At 69.7% G+C, this 20104-nt stretch carries 17 protein-coding genes and 4 pseudogenes; 10 read left to right on the top strand and 11 right to left on the bottom strand.

Going from position 1 to position 20104, the window contains the following annotated elements; all coding sequences use genetic code 11:
- Nucleotides 1–191 (top strand): annotated as a pseudogene (locus tag G6W55_RS23515) (4-hydroxy-2-oxovalerate aldolase); the annotation flags it as partial.
- Between the two features lie 51 nt (nucleotides 192–242).
- Nucleotides 243–1067 (top strand): DUF2993 domain-containing protein, encoded by an 825-nt coding sequence (locus tag G6W55_RS23510; RefSeq protein ID WP_175522826.1) that lies wholly within the window; start codon nucleotides 243–245, stop codon nucleotides 1065–1067.
- Between the two features lie 88 nt (nucleotides 1068–1155).
- Here G6W55_RS23510 and G6W55_RS23505 read toward each other — a convergent pair whose 3' ends face one another.
- From G6W55_RS23505 to G6W55_RS23490, 4 genes and pseudogenes are all read right to left on the bottom strand, one after another.
- Nucleotides 1156–1896, bottom strand: a complete 741-nt coding sequence (locus tag G6W55_RS23505) for an alpha/beta hydrolase (protein WP_175522825.1) — start codon at nucleotides 1894–1896, stop codon at nucleotides 1156–1158.
- Nucleotides 1897–2098: 202 nt separating this feature from the next.
- Nucleotides 2099–3209 (bottom strand): annotated as a pseudogene (locus G6W55_RS23500) (glycosyltransferase).
- Nucleotides 3206–3976 (bottom strand): annotated as a pseudogene (locus G6W55_RS39310) (MerR family transcriptional regulator). Before G6W55_RS39310 ends, G6W55_RS23500 begins: the two co-directional pseudogenes overlap by 4 nt.
- A 68-nt stretch (nucleotides 3977–4044) precedes the next feature.
- On the bottom strand, nucleotides 4045–4773 hold the full coding sequence (locus G6W55_RS23490) for an SDR family oxidoreductase (protein ID WP_175522824.1): 729 nt from the start codon (nucleotides 4771–4773) through the stop codon (nucleotides 4045–4047).
- A gap of 84 nt (nucleotides 4774–4857) precedes the next feature.
- On the opposite strand from G6W55_RS23490, the gene G6W55_RS23485 reads away from it, so the two are divergent.
- On the top strand, nucleotides 4858–5367 hold the full coding sequence (locus tag G6W55_RS23485; RefSeq protein WP_175522823.1) for an NUDIX hydrolase: 510 nt from the start codon (nucleotides 4858–4860) through the stop codon (nucleotides 5365–5367).
- Between the two features lie 353 nt (nucleotides 5368–5720).
- On the opposite strand, the gene G6W55_RS23480 is transcribed toward G6W55_RS23485, so the two are convergent.
- A complete protein-coding gene (locus tag G6W55_RS23480) occupies nucleotides 5721–6605 on the bottom strand; it encodes a helix-turn-helix domain-containing protein (protein WP_175522822.1) in 885 nt (294 codons plus the stop codon).
- 25 nt (nucleotides 6606–6630) lie between these two features.
- Nucleotides 6631–7524 (bottom strand): helix-turn-helix domain-containing protein, encoded by an 894-nt coding sequence (locus tag G6W55_RS23475; RefSeq protein WP_175522821.1) that lies wholly within the window; start codon nucleotides 7522–7524, stop codon nucleotides 6631–6633.
- Between the two features lie 260 nt (nucleotides 7525–7784).
- Here G6W55_RS23475 and G6W55_RS23470 point away from each other — a divergent pair, with 260 nt between their 5' ends.
- From G6W55_RS23470 to G6W55_RS23450, 5 genes are all read left to right on the top strand, one after another.
- Nucleotides 7785–8756, top strand: a complete 972-nt coding sequence (locus tag G6W55_RS23470; RefSeq protein ID WP_175522820.1) for an aldo/keto reductase — start codon at nucleotides 7785–7787, stop codon at nucleotides 8754–8756.
- A 24-nt stretch (nucleotides 8757–8780) separates the two neighbouring features.
- Nucleotides 8781–9551, top strand: a complete 771-nt coding sequence (locus G6W55_RS23465) for an SDR family oxidoreductase (protein ID WP_175522819.1) — start codon at nucleotides 8781–8783, stop codon at nucleotides 9549–9551.
- 35 nt (nucleotides 9552–9586) lie between these two features.
- Nucleotides 9587–10519, top strand: coding sequence for an alpha/beta hydrolase (locus G6W55_RS23460; protein WP_175522818.1), 933 nt, complete (start codon nucleotides 9587–9589; stop codon nucleotides 10517–10519).
- Nucleotides 10520–10585: 66 nt separating this feature from the next.
- Nucleotides 10586–11524 (top strand): alpha/beta hydrolase, encoded by a 939-nt coding sequence (locus tag G6W55_RS23455; RefSeq protein ID WP_175522817.1) that lies wholly within the window; start codon nucleotides 10586–10588, stop codon nucleotides 11522–11524.
- 69 nt (nucleotides 11525–11593) lie between these two features.
- On the top strand, nucleotides 11594–12757 hold the full coding sequence (locus tag G6W55_RS23450; RefSeq protein WP_175522816.1) for a low temperature requirement protein A: 1164 nt from the start codon (nucleotides 11594–11596) through the stop codon (nucleotides 12755–12757).
- 221 nt (nucleotides 12758–12978) lie between these two features.
- Here G6W55_RS23450 and G6W55_RS23445 read toward each other — a convergent pair whose 3' ends face one another.
- The 5 genes and pseudogenes from G6W55_RS23445 to G6W55_RS23425 form a co-directional block, all read right to left on the bottom strand.
- Complete coding sequence (locus tag G6W55_RS23445; RefSeq protein ID WP_175522815.1) at nucleotides 12979–13311, bottom strand: DUF4259 domain-containing protein; 333 nt, start codon at nucleotides 13309–13311, stop codon at nucleotides 12979–12981.
- A gap of 145 nt (nucleotides 13312–13456) precedes the next feature.
- Nucleotides 13457–13762: pseudogene (locus G6W55_RS23440) on the bottom strand (excinuclease ABC subunit A); the annotation flags it as partial.
- 102 nt (nucleotides 13763–13864) lie between these two features.
- Nucleotides 13865–14266, bottom strand: coding sequence for a DUF4186 domain-containing protein (locus tag G6W55_RS23435; RefSeq protein ID WP_175522814.1), 402 nt, complete (start codon nucleotides 14264–14266; stop codon nucleotides 13865–13867).
- 44 nt (nucleotides 14267–14310) lie between these two features.
- Nucleotides 14311–15321 carry a helix-turn-helix domain-containing protein gene (locus G6W55_RS23430; RefSeq protein ID WP_217687266.1) on the bottom strand — a complete coding sequence of 337 codons (1011 nt, stop codon included), beginning with the start codon at nucleotides 15319–15321 and terminating at the stop codon, nucleotides 14311–14313.
- 174 nt (nucleotides 15322–15495) lie between these two features.
- The gene (locus tag G6W55_RS23425) at nucleotides 15496–16689 is read right to left on the bottom strand and encodes a glutathione-independent formaldehyde dehydrogenase (protein ID WP_175522813.1); all 1194 of its coding nucleotides are present in this window, start codon (nucleotides 16687–16689) and stop codon (nucleotides 15496–15498) included.
- 210 nt (nucleotides 16690–16899) lie between these two features.
- On the opposite strand from G6W55_RS23425, the gene G6W55_RS38905 reads away from it, so the two are divergent.
- Nucleotides 16900–19605 (top strand): excinuclease ABC subunit UvrA, encoded by a 2706-nt coding sequence (locus tag G6W55_RS38905; protein ID WP_175522812.1) that lies wholly within the window; start codon nucleotides 16900–16902, stop codon nucleotides 19603–19605.
- Nucleotides 19606–19696: 91 nt separating this feature from the next.
- A complete protein-coding gene (locus tag G6W55_RS23415; protein WP_175522811.1) occupies nucleotides 19697–20083 on the top strand; it encodes a hypothetical protein in 387 nt (128 codons plus the stop codon).
- The last annotated feature ends 21 nt before the right edge of the window (nucleotides 20084–20104 follow it).

Here is a 20104-nt window from a genome sequence, read left to right as displayed (position 1 = left end):
AGACCCTCACCCTCGGCTACGCGGGCGTCTACTCCAGCTTCCTGCGCCACGCCGAGACCGCCGCCCACCGACACGGCCTCGACACCCGGGCGATCCTCGTCGAGGCCGGCCGCCGCAAGATGGTCGGCGGCCAGGAGGACATGATCACCGACATCGCCCTCGACCTCGCGCGGGCCGACGCAACCGGCTGACGGAGAGGGCTTGAGCCTCCGGTACCACCAGCCCCCTGCGGAAAGAGAACCATGAACCCGTACCACCCTGACGGCAGCTTCGGACACTGGCCTGAGCCCGGCGACGACTTCGCGCCCGTCAACCCTCCACCCCGGAGGATGCGTCGCAGGGCCGTCATGGTCGCCGCCACCTGTCTGGTCACGGTGGCGGCGACGGCCGGCATCGTCGACCGAATCGCGGCGAGTCGCGTGGAGAGCCGTACGGCCGAAGCATTTCAGCAGGGGATGCGTACTCCAGAGCGCCCGTCGGTCACGGTGCGCGGCTTCCCCGTCCTGCCGCAGCTCGCTTCCGGCACGCTGCGGCACGTGGACATCACCGCCCAGGACATACCTGCCTGCGGCACCAGCCGACCGCTGCCGGTGACCAGACTCACTGTCGGGCTGGACCAGTTGCGGACCTCCGGCGGGGCCGATCAGGCTCACGCACGGGCCGTGGACGCGACGGCGTTCCTGTCGTTCGAGGCCGTGTCGGACGCACTCGGCCTCGAGATCGCAGAAGACGGCGAGCCGGGCAGGATCAGGGCACAGCTCGTCCTGCCGTTCAGCGGCGAGGTCACGGTGAGCGCGGCCGTCTCAGCGGTCTCCGCCAACCGCATCGCTTTCACCGATGTCAGCATCACTCAAGGTGATCTTCCGGCTGCGGGCAGAGCCCTGCTCGACAGGGTTCTCGCTGAACCCATTCAACTGCGCAACATTCCCGACGGCCTCCACCTCCGATCGGTCACCAGCACGCCAAGCGGTCTGAACGCGCACTTCACCGGAGAACAAGTCACCTTTCGACCGGGCACGTCTTCCGCAGATTCCCCCGATACCCGATCGAGCTGTACCGCACGTTGAGGGCAGGGGGACCGTCAACCGGACCGCGCCGGGCTGGGCCCTTGCCGAGTCGGCAAGGGCCCAAGCCGCATCGCTCGGCCTCCTGGTCTCACTTGAGGTGGCGGGTGAAGAACTGGGCCGCGCTGTCTCCCGCGTACTGCGGAACGCCCGCGTGTCCGCCCATGTTGGCGTGCAGGGACTTCTCCTTGGAGCCGAAGGCGTCGAACAGGTTCAGGGCTGCCTGCCGGTCGTTGCCTTCGTCGTCCCACTGGAGCAAGACGTGCAGGGGAATGGTGACGTGCCGGGCCTCCTCGTACATGGCGCGAGGTACGAAACTCCCGGCGAAGAGGCCGGCGGCCACGATGCGCGGATCGACCCTCGCCAGGCGGACACCGATGGAGATCACGCCTCCCGAGTAGCCGACAGGGCCGCCGATCTCGGGCAGCTTCAGCAGGGCGTCCAGCGCGGCCTGCCACTCCGGGACGGCCTTCTCGACGAGCGGGAGGACGAGGGCGTCGATGATCTCGTCACTGACCGCCTCGCCGGCCTCCACGGCCCGACGCATGTCGGCGCGCGCCTGTTCGGCGGCCGGCCAGTGGGGCCGGTCACCGCTCCCGGGGAGCTCGATGGTGGCCGCGGCGAAACCGTCCGCCGCGGCGTGCCGAGCCCGTGCCACGAGTCGGGGGTACATCCTGTGCAGCCCGAGCGGAGGGTGGCCCAGCAGGATCAGCGGGACCGGTGCGCCGTCAGAAGCGGAAGCGGGCGTCCACAGAATGCCGGGGATCTCACCGAGGGTGAACTTGCGCTCAAGGACATTGTCGTCAAGCCGCAGTTGGGAAGTGACATGCATGGTCGTGCCTTTCGGGAATGCGCTGGAACGGCGCTCCCGGACGACGACCTATCGCCCGACCGTGACCCCGGAGGAGAGCACCCACGTGAATACGTTCACGGGTACCACCTCCTTGTTCTCTCGCACGGCCGCCGAAAACGTAACAGCGGCCGCCGCGGTCCGCAAGCGGATTAGGTCCTCATCGCAGCTCGACGTATCGACGTCATCCGCCGGTCAGCCGCCGGACGGTTTCGAGCGTCTGCCGTGCTCCGTTCTCGATCGCCATATGGTGTGCCGCTCTCGCGGCGGCTCGACTGTATGCCTGCCGCTTCACCACTTGGGGAAGGGAGTCGGCGAGCTCCTCGGCGGTGAGGGACCGGAAGGGGATCGGTTCGGCGGCGGCGCCGAGCGCGGCGAGTCGCCTCGCCCAGAACGGCTGATCCGCGGTGACCGGCACGGTGACGGCGGCGGAGGCGCCGGCCCCGCCGTGGTGGACCACTGCGGCCAGCCGCGGAAACAGCAGGGCGTGCGGTACGTCTCCGACGGCGAGCAGATCGTCCCCCTCGGCGGCGAGTCCTGCACTCCCGGCTTGGAGAATGCCGCGCAGCCCGGCACGCCGCAGGGCCCGCACCGCGACCTCGCTCAGTCGCTCTCCGTCACCGGACGCCATGCTCCCGAAGCCGACGAGGACGGGCCGGGGCCCGGCGGACAGAAAGTCCTCAAGGCCGGCAGGCAGCCGGCCGGCCGGATCGTGGTGAGGCCACCAGTTGCCTACGACGTCCAGGCCGGGGCGCCAGTCGGAGGGGCGGGGCACCAGGGCCGTGCTGAAGCCGTACAGGATGGGCCAGTTCGCCTGTTCCTGTCGTCGGCGCATCTCGAAAGCGGAGCATCGGGGGAGGGCGAGGCGGTGGCGCAACTGCGCGACCGCCGGTCACGACGGGTGGGAAGTCGCCGGTCGGCGCGGTGGGCTGGAGGTACACACCGAGGCTCGGTGTGCCGGTGGCCTCGGTGAGGTGCCAGCCTAGGGGTGCCGTGGTGGTCGACAGCAGGAGCAGGTCCGTGCCCTTGTCCACCGCGTCGGCGAAGCCCTGACTCAGTTCGGTGATGAAGGCTGAGGCGGCCCGCATCAAGTCACGTCTGCCGGTGACCTCGCCGTGCCCCCGCGTGTCCGCGGGCAGACTCCGGAACTCCAGCCCCGCCTCACGTGCGAGGGGCGCGAACGTCTCGGTGGCGGCGAGGGTGACGTCGTAGCCGGCCCGGCTCAGTTCGACTCCCAGGCCCGTGTATGGCGCGACGTCGCCGCGTGATCCGGCCGCGGCGATCATGATCCTCACCGGTTCTCCTCACCGTTGGTGATGGTGTCTGCGCGGCGGGCAGCGTTGGTGTAGACCGCCTGACGCATGTAGGCGGCCAGGCCCGGGCGTTGCTGCGAGGGCGGTACGACCAGAGCGAAGGCGCGGGGGTCGGCGACGAAGTCGTCGGCGATGCGCCGATGCATGTCGGGAGGGCAGGCGGTGAACCAGCGTGCGATGTGCAGGCGGTGTTCCTCGGCGAGGTCCATGGCCCGCTCGCCGCAGCTCGGCTCCCTGTCGTCGAAGGCGGCGAGCAACTCCGCACGTCAGGCGGCGGCTTCGCCCATGAGCCGACGCCAGTCCTCCTTGGTGTGGGCGTCCGCGCGCGCCATCGCCTCGCGCTGTCCGTCGGAGTGCGCCCACTTCAGCTCCGCCTCGGTGGCGTAACTCAGGTCGAAGGCAACCTCACCGAACACCTCGAAGCGCTCCTGGGGAGTCAGGGGCACCCCGGTCTTCTGGACCTCGATGGCCCGTTCCGCCACCTCGGCCAGTCGCTGATGCCGGGCGATCTCCTCGTTCAACTACCGCTGCCAGGCCCGGAGTTGCTCCAGAGGGCTCACCTGCGGATCCTTGAAGATCACGGCGATCTCGTCGAGAGGGAAGCTGAGTTCGCGGTAGAAGAGGATCTGCTGGAGATGGACCAGGTCGGCCTCACTGTAGACCCGGTACCGGGCACGGCCGCGATCACTGGGCGAGAGCAGCCCCGCCTTGTCGTAGTGATGCAGCGTACGCACGGTCACCCCGGCGATCGAGCGCCGATCAGACTCTCCTGGACCGAGGTGAGCCTGGCCGACACCACGGTCAGGGGCTGCGCAGCTCAGACCTGCTCGAAGTGAAACGCCTTGATGAAGCAGTCGCGAGGCTGGGAGACGGCGAAGAGGATGCACTCGACGAGGGACTGCGCGGTGAGGGCGTTCTCGGCTTCGCGCGAAGTGGTCACCCACTCCTCGGAGAGCGGGTCGGGGTTGTCGAAGTCGGGCGGGTAGAGCGAGATCACCCGGACTCCTTGAGGGCGCAGGCGCCGGGAGAGGATTTCGGTGAACCCCGCCTGCGCGCTCTTGGCCGCGTAGAAGGCGTCGTGCGCGTCCGACCGGTGGTGGCCCGGTGTTCCGCATGCGGAGACCATCGTCACGACATCGGGTTTGTCCGAGTTGAGCAGGAGGGGGAGGAAGCTCTTCGTGGTCAGGACGGTGCCGGTGGCGCCGGAGGCGATGGTGTCGACGACGTCGTCGTCGGTCGCCGACAACAGGTCCGGCCCGGTGAGGTAACGAGAGCCATTATTGATGAGTACGTCGACGCGGTCCGTGTGCTCCGCGACGCCGGAAACGAAGTCTCGGATGGAGGCGGGGTCCGTCAGGTCGCAGGCGAAGGCGTGCACCCGCTGATGGCCGCGATCACGGATCTCGTCGCGAACCCGTCGGGCGGCGGCGAGTTGGCGTGCCGAGAGGAAGACCTCGGCGCCGAGGTCCGCGAGGCGGATGGCCAGGGTTCGCCCGAAGTCCCGGCCGGCGGCGGTGATGACGACGCGGTGGTTGTCCCAACTCATGGTGCGGTTCCTGGTTCGTGGATCGGCTGATGCGGCGTATCACGGCGGCGCGGCGGCGGAAGGGCCAGCTCTACGGTATCGGTCATGCCCACTCACGAACACTCGTTCATCGTCAACCACGATGTCGAGGTGCCCACCCCCGGCACGGACGAGGTCTGGACCGTCGGCGCCGTCATCCTCAATCGGGAGGGCCGTGCCTTCGCCCAGAAGCGCAGCGAGGACCGTCGCCTGTTTCCCGGGACCTGGGACATCGTGGGCGGTCACGTCGAGGAGGGCGAGACGCTCCTGGAGGCCCTCGCACGTGAAGTCGAGGAGGAGACCGGCTGGCGCCTGACCCACGTGCGGCGGTTCCTCGGCACCACGACCTGGACGGGGGACGACGACGGCGGCGGCCTGCGTCACGAGGCCGACTACCTCGTCGAGGTCGACGGCGACCTCGACCACCCCGAACTGGAATGGTCCAAGCACGACGCCTACGACTGGTTCGGCCCCGACACCCTCCCCCGCCTCAAGGAGAACTGCGAACCCGGCCAGTTCATGATCCACGACCTCATAGCCCGCGCCATCGAAGACCACCCGGGCACGTGCCGATGAACGTTGTTCCGGGAAGAGGGCGAGTGGTGCAGACGGCGTTCGATGAGTCTGAACGGCGAGCGTGGGCGGACGCCGACCCCGGCATGGTCGCCCAGGCAGCGCTGTCAGTCCCGGAGGCTGACGTGCGGCTCGCCGCGCTGCCACAGTTGCCGTTCGCCGACGACGAGTTCGAGGTCACGGTGACCACTCGACACCATCCGCCTGGCGCTGCTCAAGCCCAAGGTCCCCCTGCGTCCCGCAGGGTCCCACCCGGGGCGGCCTCGGCGGAGATGACGCGCGACTGCCACCACGCCGTCGGGAGGGTCTCCTGCGAGGCCATTCTTCTGATACTCCGCGGCACGGCACGGCGACGATCACCTGGGGGCGTTCGCAGACGACATGTTGAGAGACCCGCCCGCCGCTCGTGCCGCGGCCGCCGCCAGTCGGTGGAGTCCTTCTTCCGAGGGGCTGCCGGACTCTGCTGTCCAGATGACGACGTGCTGTCGGGGGCCGGTCGAGCTGGTCATGGTGTCCCAGTCGAGGACGAGGGTGCCGGCGACCGGATGGTGGAAGACCTTGCTGCCGGTGCCCTGGACCGCGACCTCACGTGTCTGCCACCAGCGCCGGAAATCGGCGTGCTGCGCCATCCTCTCCAGGAGACGCAGGAGGCCGGGGTCGTCCGGGCGGCGCGCGGTGTGCATGCGCAGGTAGGCCACGCACGCGTGTGCGCCGGTCTCCCAGTCGTCGTACAGGGCGCGCAGGACGGGGTCGTTGAACAGCAGCCAGACGTAGTTGCGGTCCTCTTGGGGGACTTGTCCGAAGTCGACGAGGAGGGCTGCGGCGAGCCTGTTCCAGGCGAGGACGTCCATGGTGTCGGACAGGACGAGGGCGGGTGACTCGGTCAACTGGTCGAGGAGTCTGCGAGTGTGGGGGGTGACGGTCCGGTCCGGTCGGGCGGGCGCTTCGACGGGTGGGCGGTCGGCGATCTCGAAGAGGTAGGTGCGCTGGTCGTCGGTGAGGCGCAGGGCCCGGGCGATCGCCTCCAGGACGGGGACGGACGCCTGCATGCGGCCCTGTTCGACACGGGTGTAGTAGTCGGTGCTGATGGCGGCGAGCTGGGCGGCCTCCTCGCGGCGCAGGCCCGCCACCCTCCGCTGCGGTCCGGTGTCGGGCAGCCCCACCTGGAGGGGCTCCAGCTCGGCCCGGCGCGCCTTGAGGAAGGTGCCCAGTTCTTTCGGGTCGCCGTGGCCGCCGCTCATGGTTCCAGTGTGGCAGCGGTTCGGGTCAGCCGGGCAGCGAGCGGTCGGTGTCGGTGGTGCTGCCGGTGGGTTCCGAGGCCGTGGCGTCCGCCCAGGAGGCGAGGATGCGCAGAGCGTCGTGGGAGGGGGAGCCGGGTTCGGCGGACCAGACCACGAGCTGCTGGTCGGTGTCGGTGGTGGAGGCGAGGGTGTCCCAGTCGAGAGTCAGCTCGCCGACGACCGGGTGTCTGAGCGTCTTCGTCCCGACGCCGCGCACCGCGACGTGGTGGGCGGCCCACCAGCGGCGGAAATCACTGTCCTGGACCGACAGCTCGCCGACGAGCGAGGTGAGCCGCGGATTCTCCGGATCGCGGGCCGCCTCCATGCGCAACTGGGCCACGCAGGTGTGGGCGACGTCGCTCCAGTCGGCATACAGATTCCGCATGTGCGGGTCTGTGAAAACCAGGCGTATATAGTTCCGGTGCTTCTCCGGGACACTCGCGAAATCGGTGACGAGAGCGGACGCGAGCGGATTCCACGCGAGAATGTCCATGCGGCGGCCGAGAATGATTCCCGGAGTCGTGGCCAGGTCGTCGAGCAGTCGCTGGAGCCGGGGCTGTGCTCTCTGGACGGTGCGGCGTGCCGGCCGGTCCGAGAGGCGCCCGGCGAGCTGGAACATATAGGTGCGCTGGTCGTCGTCCAGGTGCAGCACGCGTGCCAGTGTGTTCAGCACCGGCGCCGATGCCTGCATGCGGCCCTGTTCGAGGCGGGTGTAGTAGTCCGTGCTGATCGCGGCCAGGGCGGCGACCTCCTCGCGGCGCAGCCCGCGGACCCGCCGCCGGCCTCCGCCCTCGGGCAGGCCGACCGTTCGCGGGCTCAGGTCGGCCCGGCGTGCCTTCAGGAAGGCCCCCAGTTCATCGGGGCTCGCACCACTGCTCATGGTCCCCAGTCTTACCCGGCGTGCAACCGCGATGGCAGGGATATTTTTATCCCTGGATGGATTCCTCCCAGGATGAAACTCTCCTCTGGTAGAGGAACCCGGCGCGTGCGAGTGTCTTCCTGTGGCCGTGAGAAGAACGCCGGAGAGGCGGATATCGCGCATTTCCATGAATTCCGAGTCGAGACCTTCCGTACAGGTCCGACACTCACCGGCCGCCCCACCCGCTTTGGACCGACAGGGAAAACGGAGCCATCCTCCTTATGAAGCACATCAGTCTCGGCGGACTCGAGGTCTCGCGTATCGGCCTCGGTGCCATGTCGATGTCCGCCTATTACACCGGCGCCGGCAGTGACGACGCCGAGGCCGTCCGTACCGTCCATCGCGCGCTGGACCTGGGCGTCACCCACATCGACACCGCGGAGAAATACGGCCCCTACACCAATGAGGAGCTGGTCGGCCGTGCGGTGAAGGGCCGCCGGGACCGGGTCGTGCTGGCCACGAAGTTCGGCGGTATCTCCTACACCGGCCGCCCGGGACTGGACAGCAGCCCCGCAAGCATCCGTACCGCCGTCGAGGGCTCGCTGCGCCGACTGGGCACCGACCACATCGACCTGTACTACCAGCACCGGGTCGACCCGGACACCCCGATCGAGGAGACGGTCGGCGCTCTGGCCGAGCTCGTCACCGAGGGCAAGATCCGGCACATCGGCCTGTCCGAGGCCGGCCCGGCGACGATCCGCCGCGCCCACGCCGTTCACCCCGTCGCCGCGCTCCAGACGGAGTACTCCTTGTGGAGCCGCGACCCGGAGGCCGAGCTGCTGCCCCTGCTGCGTGAGCTGGGCATCGGCTTCGTCCCCTACTCGCCCCTCGGCCACGGCTTCCTCACGGGCCAGATCCGTTCCACCGAGGATTTCGCCGCGGACGACTGGCGCAGGATCAATCCGCGGTTCATCGGCGAGAACTTCCAGCGCAATCTGCGGATCGTCGACGAGGTCGAGGCCGTCGCGTCGGAGGCGGGCGCGACACCGGCGCAGATCGCCCTGGCCTGGCTCCTCGCCCAGGGCGACGACATCGCCCCCATCCCCGGTACCAAGCGGGTCACGCGCGTCGAGGAGAACACCGCCGCCGACCGCGTCGAACTCACCGCCGCGCAGCTCGACCGGCTCAACCGTCTGACCCCTGCGGCCGGGGAGCGTCACGACGAAGCCGGAATGTCCGTCATCGACTCCTGAGGCGAAGAAGGAGCTGAACCCCTCGTGCCCTCCATCGATCGTGTACTCGTCGTCGGGGCCACCGGCCGCACCGGCCGGCACGTCGTCGCCGCGGTGACCGCCCGCGGTCTCACACCCGTGGCGCTCGCCCGCAGCGAGTCCCGCGCCCGCGAGGAGCTGGCGCCGGGCACTGAGGTAGTCGTCGGTGACCTCACGGCGCCGGACACCCTCACGGAGGCGGTCGGGGACGTCGACGCGGTGATCTTCGTCCACGGCTCGGACGACGACTCCCGTCCCGAGTCCTTCGAACGCATCGACTACGGCGGCGTCTCGAACGTCCTGCGCGCGTTCGGGGAGCGTCGGCCCCGGATCGTCCTGCAAACGACGATCTTCGTCACCCGTCGCGACCATCCTTTCAACGCCGGAGGCCACGCCCTGGACTGGAAACGCCGTTCCGAGCGGCTCGTCCGGCTCAGCGGCGCCCCGTACACGATCGTGCGCCCGGGGTGGCTGGACGCCGGCGCGGTCGGGCCGCACCTTCGGATCGAGCAAGGGGACACGGGCGAGGACGGGGTGAGCCGCGAAGCCCTCGCCGGCCTCCTGGCCGAGGCGCTGCTGGACGACGCGGCGATCGGCAAGACCTTCGAGGTCTTCTCCGGTCCCGGCCCGGCCACCAAGGACTTCACCGCCCTGTTCTCCGAAGCCCGGCCGGACGCGTCCAGTGCCCTCGACGCCGTGGAGGACACCGCCAACCTGCCCCTGGACGCCGAACCGGACCGCGTCAGGGACGACCTCGCGCGCCCGCGCACCCACTGACACCGCACCGCACACACCACCAGCAGGAGCAGATGATGGAAGCCATCACTTTCCCCAACGGCCAGATCACCATGGCGGGCAACCTCCACCTGCCCGACGGCTTCGACCCGAACGGCAGCCACGCGGCCGTCGTCGTCGTCCACCCCGGTGGCGGCGTGAAGGAGCAGGCCGCCGGCCTGTACGCGAGCAAGCTCGCCGAGCAGGGCTTCGTCGCCCTCGCCTTCGACGCCTCCTTCCAGGGCGACAGCGGCGGCGAGCCCCACCACCTGGAGGACCCCTACGCCCGCGTCGACGACGTCCGCGCGGCCGTCGACTACATGCAGACCCTCGACTACGTCGATCCCGAGCGCATCGGCACCCTGGGCGTCTGCGCCGGCGGCGGCTACAGCGTCAACGCCGCGATGACCGACTACCGGATCAAGGCCCTCACCACCGTCAGCGCCGTCAACATCGGCACCTCGTTCCGCCGCGGCTGGTACGGCACCGACTCCGACGCGGCCGCCGTCCCCACCCTCCAGGCCCTCGCCGAACAGCGGACCGCCGAGTCCACGAAGGGCGCCGACCCGACCTATCTGCCCTACGTCCCGCCGGAGCCGGACGAGAACACCCCGCGCGACCTGGTCGAGGCCGGCGACTACTACCTCACCCCGCGCGCCCAGCACCCCAACGCCAAGAACAAGTTCCTCTTCACCAAGAGCGTCTCGCGGATCTTCACCTTCGACGCCTTCCACATGGTCGAGGACCTGCTCGTCCAGCCGATCCTCATCGTGGCCGGCAGAGAGGCCGGATCGCTGTGGATGTCCACCGAACTGCACGGCCGCGTCCGCAGCCCCAAGCAGCTCCAGGTCGTCGAAGGCGGCACACACATGGCCTTCTACGACGTGCCCGAGTACGTCGACCATGCCATCTCCCGGGCCGCCCCGTTCTTCCGGGAGCACCTGACGGGCGAGCCCGTCAGCAAGGGCTGACCGGATCCGCGGCCGAGTGGCCCCGCCACCGGCCGCGGACCCGCTTCATGACGAGGAGCCACACTCATGACCGACAACGTCAAGCATGTGACCGTCAAGGCGCTCGCCTGGGACCTGGCCGCCGACATCCACCTCCCGCCGGGCTTCGACGAGAGCAGGACGTACCCCGCGATCGTCAGCGTTCACCCCATCGGCTCGTGCAAGGAGCAGACGGCCGGCAACGTCTACGGAACGGCGCTGGCGGACGAGGGATTCGTCGTCATCGCCTTCGACGCCAGCTTCCAGGGCGCCAGTGGCGGCGAGCCCCGGTCGATCGAGGACCCGGTCTTCCGGGCCCAGGACATCAGCTACGTCATCGACCACCTGGTGACGCTGCCCTACGTCGACGCCGACCGCATCGGTGTCATCGGCGTGTGCGGTGGCGGCGGCTACGCGATCAACGCCACCATGACCGACCGCCGCATCAAGGCCGTCGGCAGCGTGACGGGCGTGAACTTCGGGCGTCTCATGCATGAATCCTTCAGCGGCTACGACCCCGTCGGCGCCCTCGACGCCGTCGCCGGGCAGCGGACCGCCGAGGCACGGGGAGAAGAGCGGCGGGTGACCCAGTACCTGCCGGCGTCTCCCGAGGCGGCCGAAGAGCAGGGCCTGACCGAACTCGACCTGACCGAAGCCACCGACTACTACCGCACCGCGCGCGGCGAGAAGCCCGGCGGCCGCACCGAGGGACTGTTCTCCCGGCAGGGGTCCGCGATCGGCTGGGACGCGTTCCACCGCGCCGAGGTTCTCCTGACACGGCCGCTGTGCGTCGTCGTCGGCGACAGGCCCGGCGCGTTCGGCGCCTACCGGGACGGCCTGGAGATCTACCGGCGTGCGGCATCGAAGGACAAGGAGCTGGTCGTGGCGGAGGGCTTCTCCCACTACGACCTGTACGACCGGCCCGAACCGGTCAAGATCGCCCTGGATCACCTGATTCCGTTCTACAAGAAGCACCTCGGCCGGTGACGCCGCCCCGCCCCTGAGCGACGCAGGCGAGCCGACCTGCCCGCAGCCACGACGTAGGAGACCACGATCATGAGCAGCGTGCCCGAGTCGCTCAGACCGCGTCGACCGGTGTCCCCCCTGGAGCTCTTCTACGACCTCGTCTTCGTCTTCGCCGTCTCGCAGCTCTCCCACCACCTCCTGGAACACCTCACCTGGCGGGGCGCTGCGGAAACAGTGGTGCTGCTGGTCGCCGTGTTCGGCACATGGGCCTACACCAGCTACGAAGCGACGCTGCTCGACGTGCACCGCTCCGTCACACGATGGATGATCGTGATCGTCATGGGCCTCGGGCTGTTCATGAACGCCGCGATCGCCCACGCATTCGACGACCGGGCCTGGGCCTTCGTCGTCCCGCTGTTGCTCATCCTGTTCTTCGCGGGCGCCGTGACGGCCCTGGCCGGCCGCACAGACGCACTGCGCGAGCATTTCCGCCGCACCCTGTTCTGGATGGCGGTGTCCGCTCCGCTGTGGATCGTCGGTGCCGCAGCAGACTCTGGACCCCGTCTGTGGTGGTGGGCCGCCGCCGCCCTGGTCGACCTCACCGGCACCTGGCTCGCACACCCGCTGCCCGGCCGCACGCTCAGCAGCCAGGAACTCGCCTTCGACGCCGAGCACATGATCGAGCGACTGCGGCTGTTCTTCATCATCCTGCTCGGCGAGACGGTTCTCACCGCCGGACGCGTGATGACCGACGCCCCCGTCGACGTCCCCAGCGTGCTGGCTGCCGCCGGCGTCTTCACCGCACTGGTGTGCCTGTGGGCGGCCTACTTCGGCGGCGGCGAGGACGTCTTCACCACCGTCGCCATCACCACCGACCCCGTGCGCTCGGTACGGCTGGGCGTGAACAGCGCCTACGTAGTGCTGACCGCTCTGGTGGCGCTCGCGGTCGGCAGCGAACTCGTCATCGCCCACCCCCTCGGCCACGGATCCCCCACCCTCGCCCTGCTCCTCTTCGGTGGCCCCGCGCTCTACCTCGCGGCCACCGGATGGTTCTTCCGCGCCACCGCTCACGGAGCCTGGACCGAACGCCTCCTCGCCTGTAGCGCCTGCGTCCTGGCCGGCGTCGCCGCTGTCCGGCTGCCCCCGCTCGCCTCCCTCGCCCTTCTCGACGTCATCCTCATCGTCACCGCCGTCGTCCTCGCCCGCGCCCACCAGAACCTGGCCCACTCCCTGCAAACCGCCACGAACGCCTGAGACTGCGACATGACATCGGCCGAATGAGGGGACCGAACTGCTCCGCCGCCGGCCCCCCGGGGGTCGCGATTCAGGCCAGGGTCCACCCTCTGTGACCCGCAACAGTGGGTGATCGCTCAGACGTCGAAGAGGGCCTCCTCTTGCGGAGGAAGCGGAGGGTCAAGGACGTCGCGAAGGCGGGTGATGTCCTGGCGCCACTTCGAGCCGTTCGCAGCGTCGTCTCAGAGTTCGGCAAGTACGGACCGCTCGGAGGCTACTTGGTCCAGAGCGTCGACGGCGAGCGGTTGAAGGTCTGCGGGCATCTCTGGCAGGGGCTCCGACGGCCCGTAGTTCGCACATGTCGGTTCCCCATCCGGGTGCTGAGCAGCGACCAGCGCGGCCGCGGCCACCGCTCGCTCGCCGTCGTCGGCATCCAGGAAGTCCGCGGAGTCAGCGGACCGTCGGAGTGCGCCGCGGACCATGGCTTCGCGTTCCTCCAGTGCTGCCTCGTCCAGGTCACCTCCGAAGTCGGCAGCCGTGTCGTTGTCAAAGGGGCCGATGTCCCAGGTGCCCATTTCTCTCCTCGTTCGTCCGTGGGGGATGGTCGCATCGGCCACCGACAGTAGGGTCAGGAGGCGAGCCGCAGCTCAAGACGCTCGCGACGTCAGCCGCGGCGTGCGCGGTGGGAGGCAAGGATGTCGCGCAGGAACGCACCGGTGTGACGATGACCGTGTTGCCTTTGTCCGCGAGGCCGGAGAGAACCTTCAGCAGTCTGCGGATGTCTTCGAAGTGCAGGCCGGTGGTCGGTTCGTCCAGGACGTACACGGTGTGCCCGGTGGACCGCTTCTGGAGTTCGGCGGCGAGTTTGAGGTGTTGGGCCTCGCCGCCGGAGAGGGTGGTCGCCGGCTGTCCGAGCCGGATGTAGCGTGCGCCGCGGCAGACCTCGCACGGGACGTAGACGTCAGGGAGGAAGTCCATCTCGATCTTGATGGTGCCGTCGCCCGAGCAGTTCTCGCATTCCACACCAGCCGGATCTACCACAAGCTCGGCGTCACCTCCCGAGCCGCCGCAGCCGCCCTTGCCACCCGGGCCGGCCTGTGCTGACGTCGTCGCGCGTGTGCCGGGGATTCAGAACAGGCCCGGAGAAGGAGCCGGAAGCGATGCCGGGCCGGCCCGGCACTCCTTCTCGATCCAGCGGCAGATGAGGGCGACGACGAACTCCCGCTCCCGCTGGCCGAGTTCGTGGCCCTTGGCGATCCCGTGGTTGATCTGAAGGCAGGTGCGGCAGCAGGTCGCCGTGGCGTGCTGGGCTCGGAAGACGGGGTGCCCTCCCCAGGGGGTCTGCCTGCCGTCCTTCGCCGGGCGGGCCGGGGCGAGGCGGGTGTCGATGAGCTCACGAGCGTGCCGCCGTACGGCGTCCATGCCCCGGAGGGCGACGTATTCGCGCTCGCGCGGGCGGAGGTGGAACTTGGCGCGGAAGGGGATCCGGGCGATCCGTGCCAGTGTGGCGTCCAGCCGGTCCTGCCCCATGGGTCCGCCCGTCCCTTCGCCGTCCGCAGGCGCGCCCGGGGACGTCATGTCTCCAGGCCCGGGACGAGCGGGGCGGCGGCCGGTCCTTCCGTGATGCCGGCCTCCCGGTACTCGCTGGGGGTCATGCCGGCCACCGCGCGGAAGGCGCGGTAGAACTGCACCGAGCTGGAGAAGCCCGTCTCCTGCGCGATCGTGGAGATCCGCTTGCCCGGCTGCGTCCGCAGCATCACCCGGGCGCGCTCGAGCCGCAGGGACCGCAGGCGCCCCATGGCGGACTCGCCCGTGCCCTCGAAGAGGCGGAACAGGGTGCGGCGGGAGACGTGCAGGCCCGCGGCGATGCCCTCGGCGTCCAGATCGGGGTCCGCGAGATGCGCGCGCATGTAGGCCAGCGCCTCGCCGCGGCGCAGCGACTCGGGCATCCCGCGCTGACCGGGGGCGATCAGACCGATGAGGGAGGTTCCCAGCGCGGTCGCCTGGGGCTCGAGGCGGTGCGCGCCGGGGAGGTCCCCGCCCTGGCTTTGCGCGAGGTTCACGAAGAACGCCGCCACCGCGCCCACCGCCCCGTCACAGTCGAACGCCCTGGCGAGCAGGTCGTTGCTGCGGCTCACGCCGGCCAGCGAGAACGCCTTGTCGGCGGGCAGTTCGAGGACGACCTGCTCGTAGTTCTCCTTCGTGGACAGGGAGAACGGCACGGCACTGTCGTAGATCACGAGTGAGCGGGGCGTCGCGAGCGTACGACGTCCCGCCTGTTCGACGAGCAAGGTCCCGCTCAACTGGAACACGAGGTACAGGTACTCCTCGTCCTCCCGGCCCTGCGCGATGTCGCTCGCGGAGCGCCGGACCTGCTCGGGCCGGGCCCGCTTGGTGGACAGACGGAAATCCGCGTACCGGCCCAGCCGGATCTCGCCGCCGAACGCGCCGCCGACCGGGTCCGTCCTGACCGACACGTAGGCCTGCCGCCTGGCCTGACGCCAGTAGTCGACCTCGTTGCCGCGCGGGGCGCGACGGGTGGAGAAGGACGTCAGGCGCGGCAGCGTCACGCCGTCCGATGCCATCGCCCTGCCCTCCTCGTGGCTGCTCCGCGCCGCGATCCGCCCGAGGCGCACGGCGTCCTGTCCCAGCGTACGCCGCAGGGTTCGTCCGGCTCTTACGTCGACTGATCCGCAGGCCAGGCAGGGGTCCGGCCCGCGGTCTCCCCGACAGGGGACCGCGGGCCGGAGCGGCGTCGCTCAGGCGGGAATGAGGCCGTGCGGGTCGATGACGAACTTCTCGGACACTCCCGTGTCGAAGGTCGCGTAGGCGTCGGGGGCGTCGTCGAGGCTGATCACCTTGGTGTTGAGCATGGCGCTCAAGTAGGGCATGCGGTCCCACAGGATCGCCATCATCAGCTCGCGGTTGTAATGCATGATCGGTGCCTGCCCGGCGGAGATCCGCGGCGACTTGATCCACGCCTTGCCGAAGTCGATCGGGTACGTTCCCTCTTGCTCGGCCTTCGACTTCGCGAGCGGGTCGGGGCTGTAGACGCCGATGACTCCGGTGGCCCCGCCCGCGCGGGTGGCGTCGATCACCTGGTTGATGGCGTGGGCCGGGTTCATGTCCTCGGCCTCGCGGCCGATGCCGTGCGCCTCGGTGCCGACGTGGTCGACCGCGCAGTCGACCGTGGGTTCGCCCAGGATGGCTTCGATCTGGTCGGTGAGCGCCGCGTCCTGGTTCAGGTCGATCGTCTCGCAGCCGTTCCTCCTCATCAGCTCCAGGCGGTCCTTGTGGTAGTCGCCGACGATGATGCAGGACGCCCCGAGGAGGCGCGCCGCCGCCGCGCCGCAGCGGCCGACCGGACCGGCCCCGGCGAGGTACACGGTCGAGCCCGGCTTGGCACCGGGCTCCATCAGCCCGTGGAACGCGGTGGGCAGGATGTCCGAGAGCAGGGCCAGGTCACGGATCTTCGCCAGGGCCTGGTCCCGGTCCGGGAAGCGCAGAAGCTGGAAATCGGCGTACGGGACGAACAGGTACTCGGCCTGGCCGCCGGTCCAGTCGCCCAGGTTGAAGCCGTACGCCCCGCAGGGCACGGCGGTGTTCGTGGTCTCGCACACGTCGGTGCGGCGCGCCCGGCAGTTGCGGCAGCGGCCGCAGGCGACGTTGAACGAGACGGAGACGAGGTCGCCCTCGCCGAGGAACTCGACGTCGGGGCCGACCTCGATGACCTCCCCGGTCATCTCGTGCCCCATCACCATTCCCTCGGGCACCGGGAAGGACCCGCGGTAGATGTGCAGGTCGCTCCCGCAGATGTTGGTGGCGACGATCCTGAGGACGACCCCGTGCGGAGCCTTCCTCCCGTTCGGCATCCGAAGCTTCGGGAAGTCCAGAGACTCGACACGCATGTCCTTCGCATTCCGGAAGACGACGGCGCGGTTGCTGCTTGCCATGACGATCTCCTCCGCTGGTCCGCGGGACTCGCCCGCAGGAGTGTCGATGGTCATTCGGGCCGCTCTGCGACCTCGGCCGCTCTCAACGTAGGCAGGCAGGCGCCGCACCCGTTATGCCCTGAGTGCCAACGCACTCACACGGCGCGCCAAGCTTGCGAATCGGCACGTCATCTCCGTCTGCGCAGGTCCGCGCGTTGTTAGCTTGGAGACATGACCGACGCACCGGCGCCCGCTTCCCAGGAACCCTCGCCCGTCCAGGCCGACGTCCGGGTGAGGGGCGCCCGCGAGCACAACCTCAAGGGAGTCGACCTGACGGTCCCGCGTGACGCGACGGTGGTCTTCACCGGCGTCTCGGGGTCGGGCAAGTCCTCCCTCGCCTTCGGCACCCTCTACGCGGAGTCGCAGCGGCGCTACCTGGAGTCGGTGGCCCCGTACGCCAGACGGCTGATCGACCAGGCCGGCGTCCCCGACGTCGACTCGATCACCGGGATGCCCCCGGCCGTCGCCCTGCAACAGCAGCGCGGAGGACGCAGCGCCCGCTCCTCGGTGGGCAGCATCACCACGCTCTCGTCCCTGGTGCGCATGCTCTACTCGCGCGCCGGCGACTACCCGGACGACCAGCCGATGCTCTACGCCGAGGACTTCTCCGCCAACACCGTCGAGGGAGCCTGCCCGCGGTGCCACGGCATCGGCCGCGTGTACGAGGTGACCGAGCGGAAGATGGTGCCCGACCCCACCCTCACCATCCGCGAGCGCGCGATCGCCTCCTGGCCGACGGCCTGGCACGGCCACCAACTGCGCGACGTCCTCGTCGCACTCGGCTACGACGTCGACGTCCCCTGGAAGGATCTGCCGAAGAAGGACCGGGACTGGATCCTCTACACCGACGAGACCCCCTCCGTCCCCGTCCACTCCAGACTCACCCTCTCCGAGGCGCGCGCCGCCGTCGAGGAAGGCGTCGAGCCGAGCTACCAGGGCGCGTTCGTCGGGGCGCGCCGCTACGTGCTCCACACCTTCGCCAACACCAAGAGCGCCTCGATGAAGCGCCGCGTCGCCCAGTTCCTCGACGTCGCCCCGTGCCCGTCCTGCCACGGCAAACGGCTCAAGCCCGAAGCCCTGTCCGTGACCTTCGAGGGGCTCGACATCGCCGACTTCTCGGGCCTGCCGCTGCGGGAACTGGCCTCACTGCTGGACAGGGCCGTCGCGGACGCCTCGCAGCAGGCAGGCGCCGCCTCCGGCGATACGGCGACACCCGGCGGCGGGGCTCTCCACGCCGACGCGCGCCGTCAGGCCGTACAGCAGCGCGTCGCGGCCGGCGGATCCGCCCACGCGGCCGCGCCCGACGTACGCCGCACCCCGAACCGCTCGGCCGAGAAGCTGGCCACGACGGCACGCCTCGGCGCGGAACTGCTCGACCGCCTGCGCCCCGTCATCGACCTGGGGCTCGGCTACCTCTCCCTGGACCGCACCACGCCCACACTCTCGGGCGGCGAACTCCAGCGCCTGCGCCTGGCCACCCAGCTCTCCTCGGATCTCTTCGGCGTCGTCTACGTGCTCGACGAGCCCTCGGCGGGCCTCCACCCGCAGGACGTGACCGCGCTGCTCGGCATCCTCGACGGACTCAAGCGCCGGGGCAACAGCCTGTTCATCGTCGAGCACTCCGTCGACGTGATGCGGCACGCCGACTGGCTCGTCGACATCGGCCCCGGCGCGGGCGAGCGCGGCGGCCGCATCCTCTACAGCGGCCCGACCGACGGCCTCGCCGACGTCGAGGAATCGGTCACCCGCGGATACCTCTTCGGCGGCAGCGGTCTCGCCCCGCACGTGCCGCGCCGGCCCCGCGGATGGATCGAGCTCGACGGCGTCACCCGCAACAACCTCCGGGACGTGTCGGTGTCGATCCCCATGGGCGCCCTCACCGCCGTGACCGGCGTGTCCGGATCGGGCAAGTCGAGCCTGGTCAGCCAGGCACTGCCCGCGCTCCTCGCCGAGCGCCTGGGGCAGGCCGTGCCCATCGACGAGGCACCCGAGGACGACGAACTGCTCCTGGCCGATTCCCCCGACAGACTCGAGGGCACCCTCAAGGGGGACCTGGCCGGCGTACGCCGCGTGGTCAGCATCGACCAGAAGCCCATCGGCCGCACGCCCCGCTCCAACGTGGCCACCTACACGGGCCTGTTCGACCACGTCCGCAGCCGCTTCGCGCAGACACCCGAAGCACGCTCCCGCGGCTACAAGCCCGGCCGGTTCTCCTTCAACGTGACCAGCGGCCGGTGCCCGACCTGCGAGGGCGAGGGCTCGGTCATGGTCGAACTCCTCTTCCTCCCCTCCGTCTACACCGAGTGCCCCGACTGCCACGGCACCCGCTACAAAGCCAGCACCCTGGAGATCACCTGGCACGACCGGAACATCGCCCAGATCCTCGCGATGAGCGTGGAGGAGGCCCACGCGTTCTTCACCGGCGAGGAAGAGATCATGCGGTCCCTGTCCGCGCTGATCGACGTCGGACTCGGCTACCTGCGGCTCGGACAGCCCGCCACCGAGCTCTCCGGCGGAGAGGCCCAGCGCGTCAAGCTCGCCAGCGAACTCCAGCGCGCTCAGCGCGGAGACACCCTCTACGTCCTCGACGAACCTACCTCGGGCCTGCACTGCGCCGACGCCGACCGCCTCGTCACCCATCTGCAAACCCTCGTCGACGCGGGCAACACCGTCGTCATGGTCGCCCTGGACATGCGCGTCGTCGCCGCGTCCGACCACGTCATCGACCTCGGCCCCGGAGCGGGCGAGGCCGGCGGCACCGTGGTCGCCGCCGGCACCCCGACACAGGTCGCCGAAGGAGGCGCCGGGGCGTCGGCGAAGTACCTCACGGCGGCGCTGGAGGAATCCGCGGCATTGCAGCGCTCCGCGCGGGCTTGAGGCACGATCGGGTGACCTCTGAACTGGCCTGCTGTGCAAGGCGGGTGGAAAGTAGGTTCGCTGTGAGTTCTGTGAGAAACGGAGGCCCGCCATGACTCTCGAGCAGGCGGACACAGGGGACGGCATCGACAGGCTCTACCGCGGCGGCCAGTTGATGCGGCTGACGAGCCGTGCTCAAGAGCTGCTCGCCCAGCTAACCCCGACCACGGCAATGCGGCTCTGGATGGACTTGGTCGCGGACTCGACCACGACCAAGCACGGCCCGCCCGACAGACTGCTTGCGATGATCGCGTCGCGCGAAAGCACCCATGCGCAGAGCCGAACCGAGCCACTGACGGCCATCACCACGAACCTCGATGCCGGTCAGGCCTCCGGCGACCTTTGCTCGGACGTCACGCCGAAGACATGGCTGCCTCCCTCATCGGCATCTTCACGACTTGTCAGGACGGGTCTGGCGCCGCGCAGCTTCCCGGCGTAACCGTCCTTGCAGGAACCGCAG

Source organism: Streptomyces sp. CAI-85, from assembly GCF_013363615.1.
Taxonomy (GTDB): Bacteria; Actinomycetota; Actinomycetes; order Streptomycetales; family Streptomycetaceae; genus Streptomyces; species Streptomyces antibioticus_B.
Note: the sequence above shows the minus strand (reverse complement) of the source record. Positions and strands in the feature narration are given on the sequence as shown.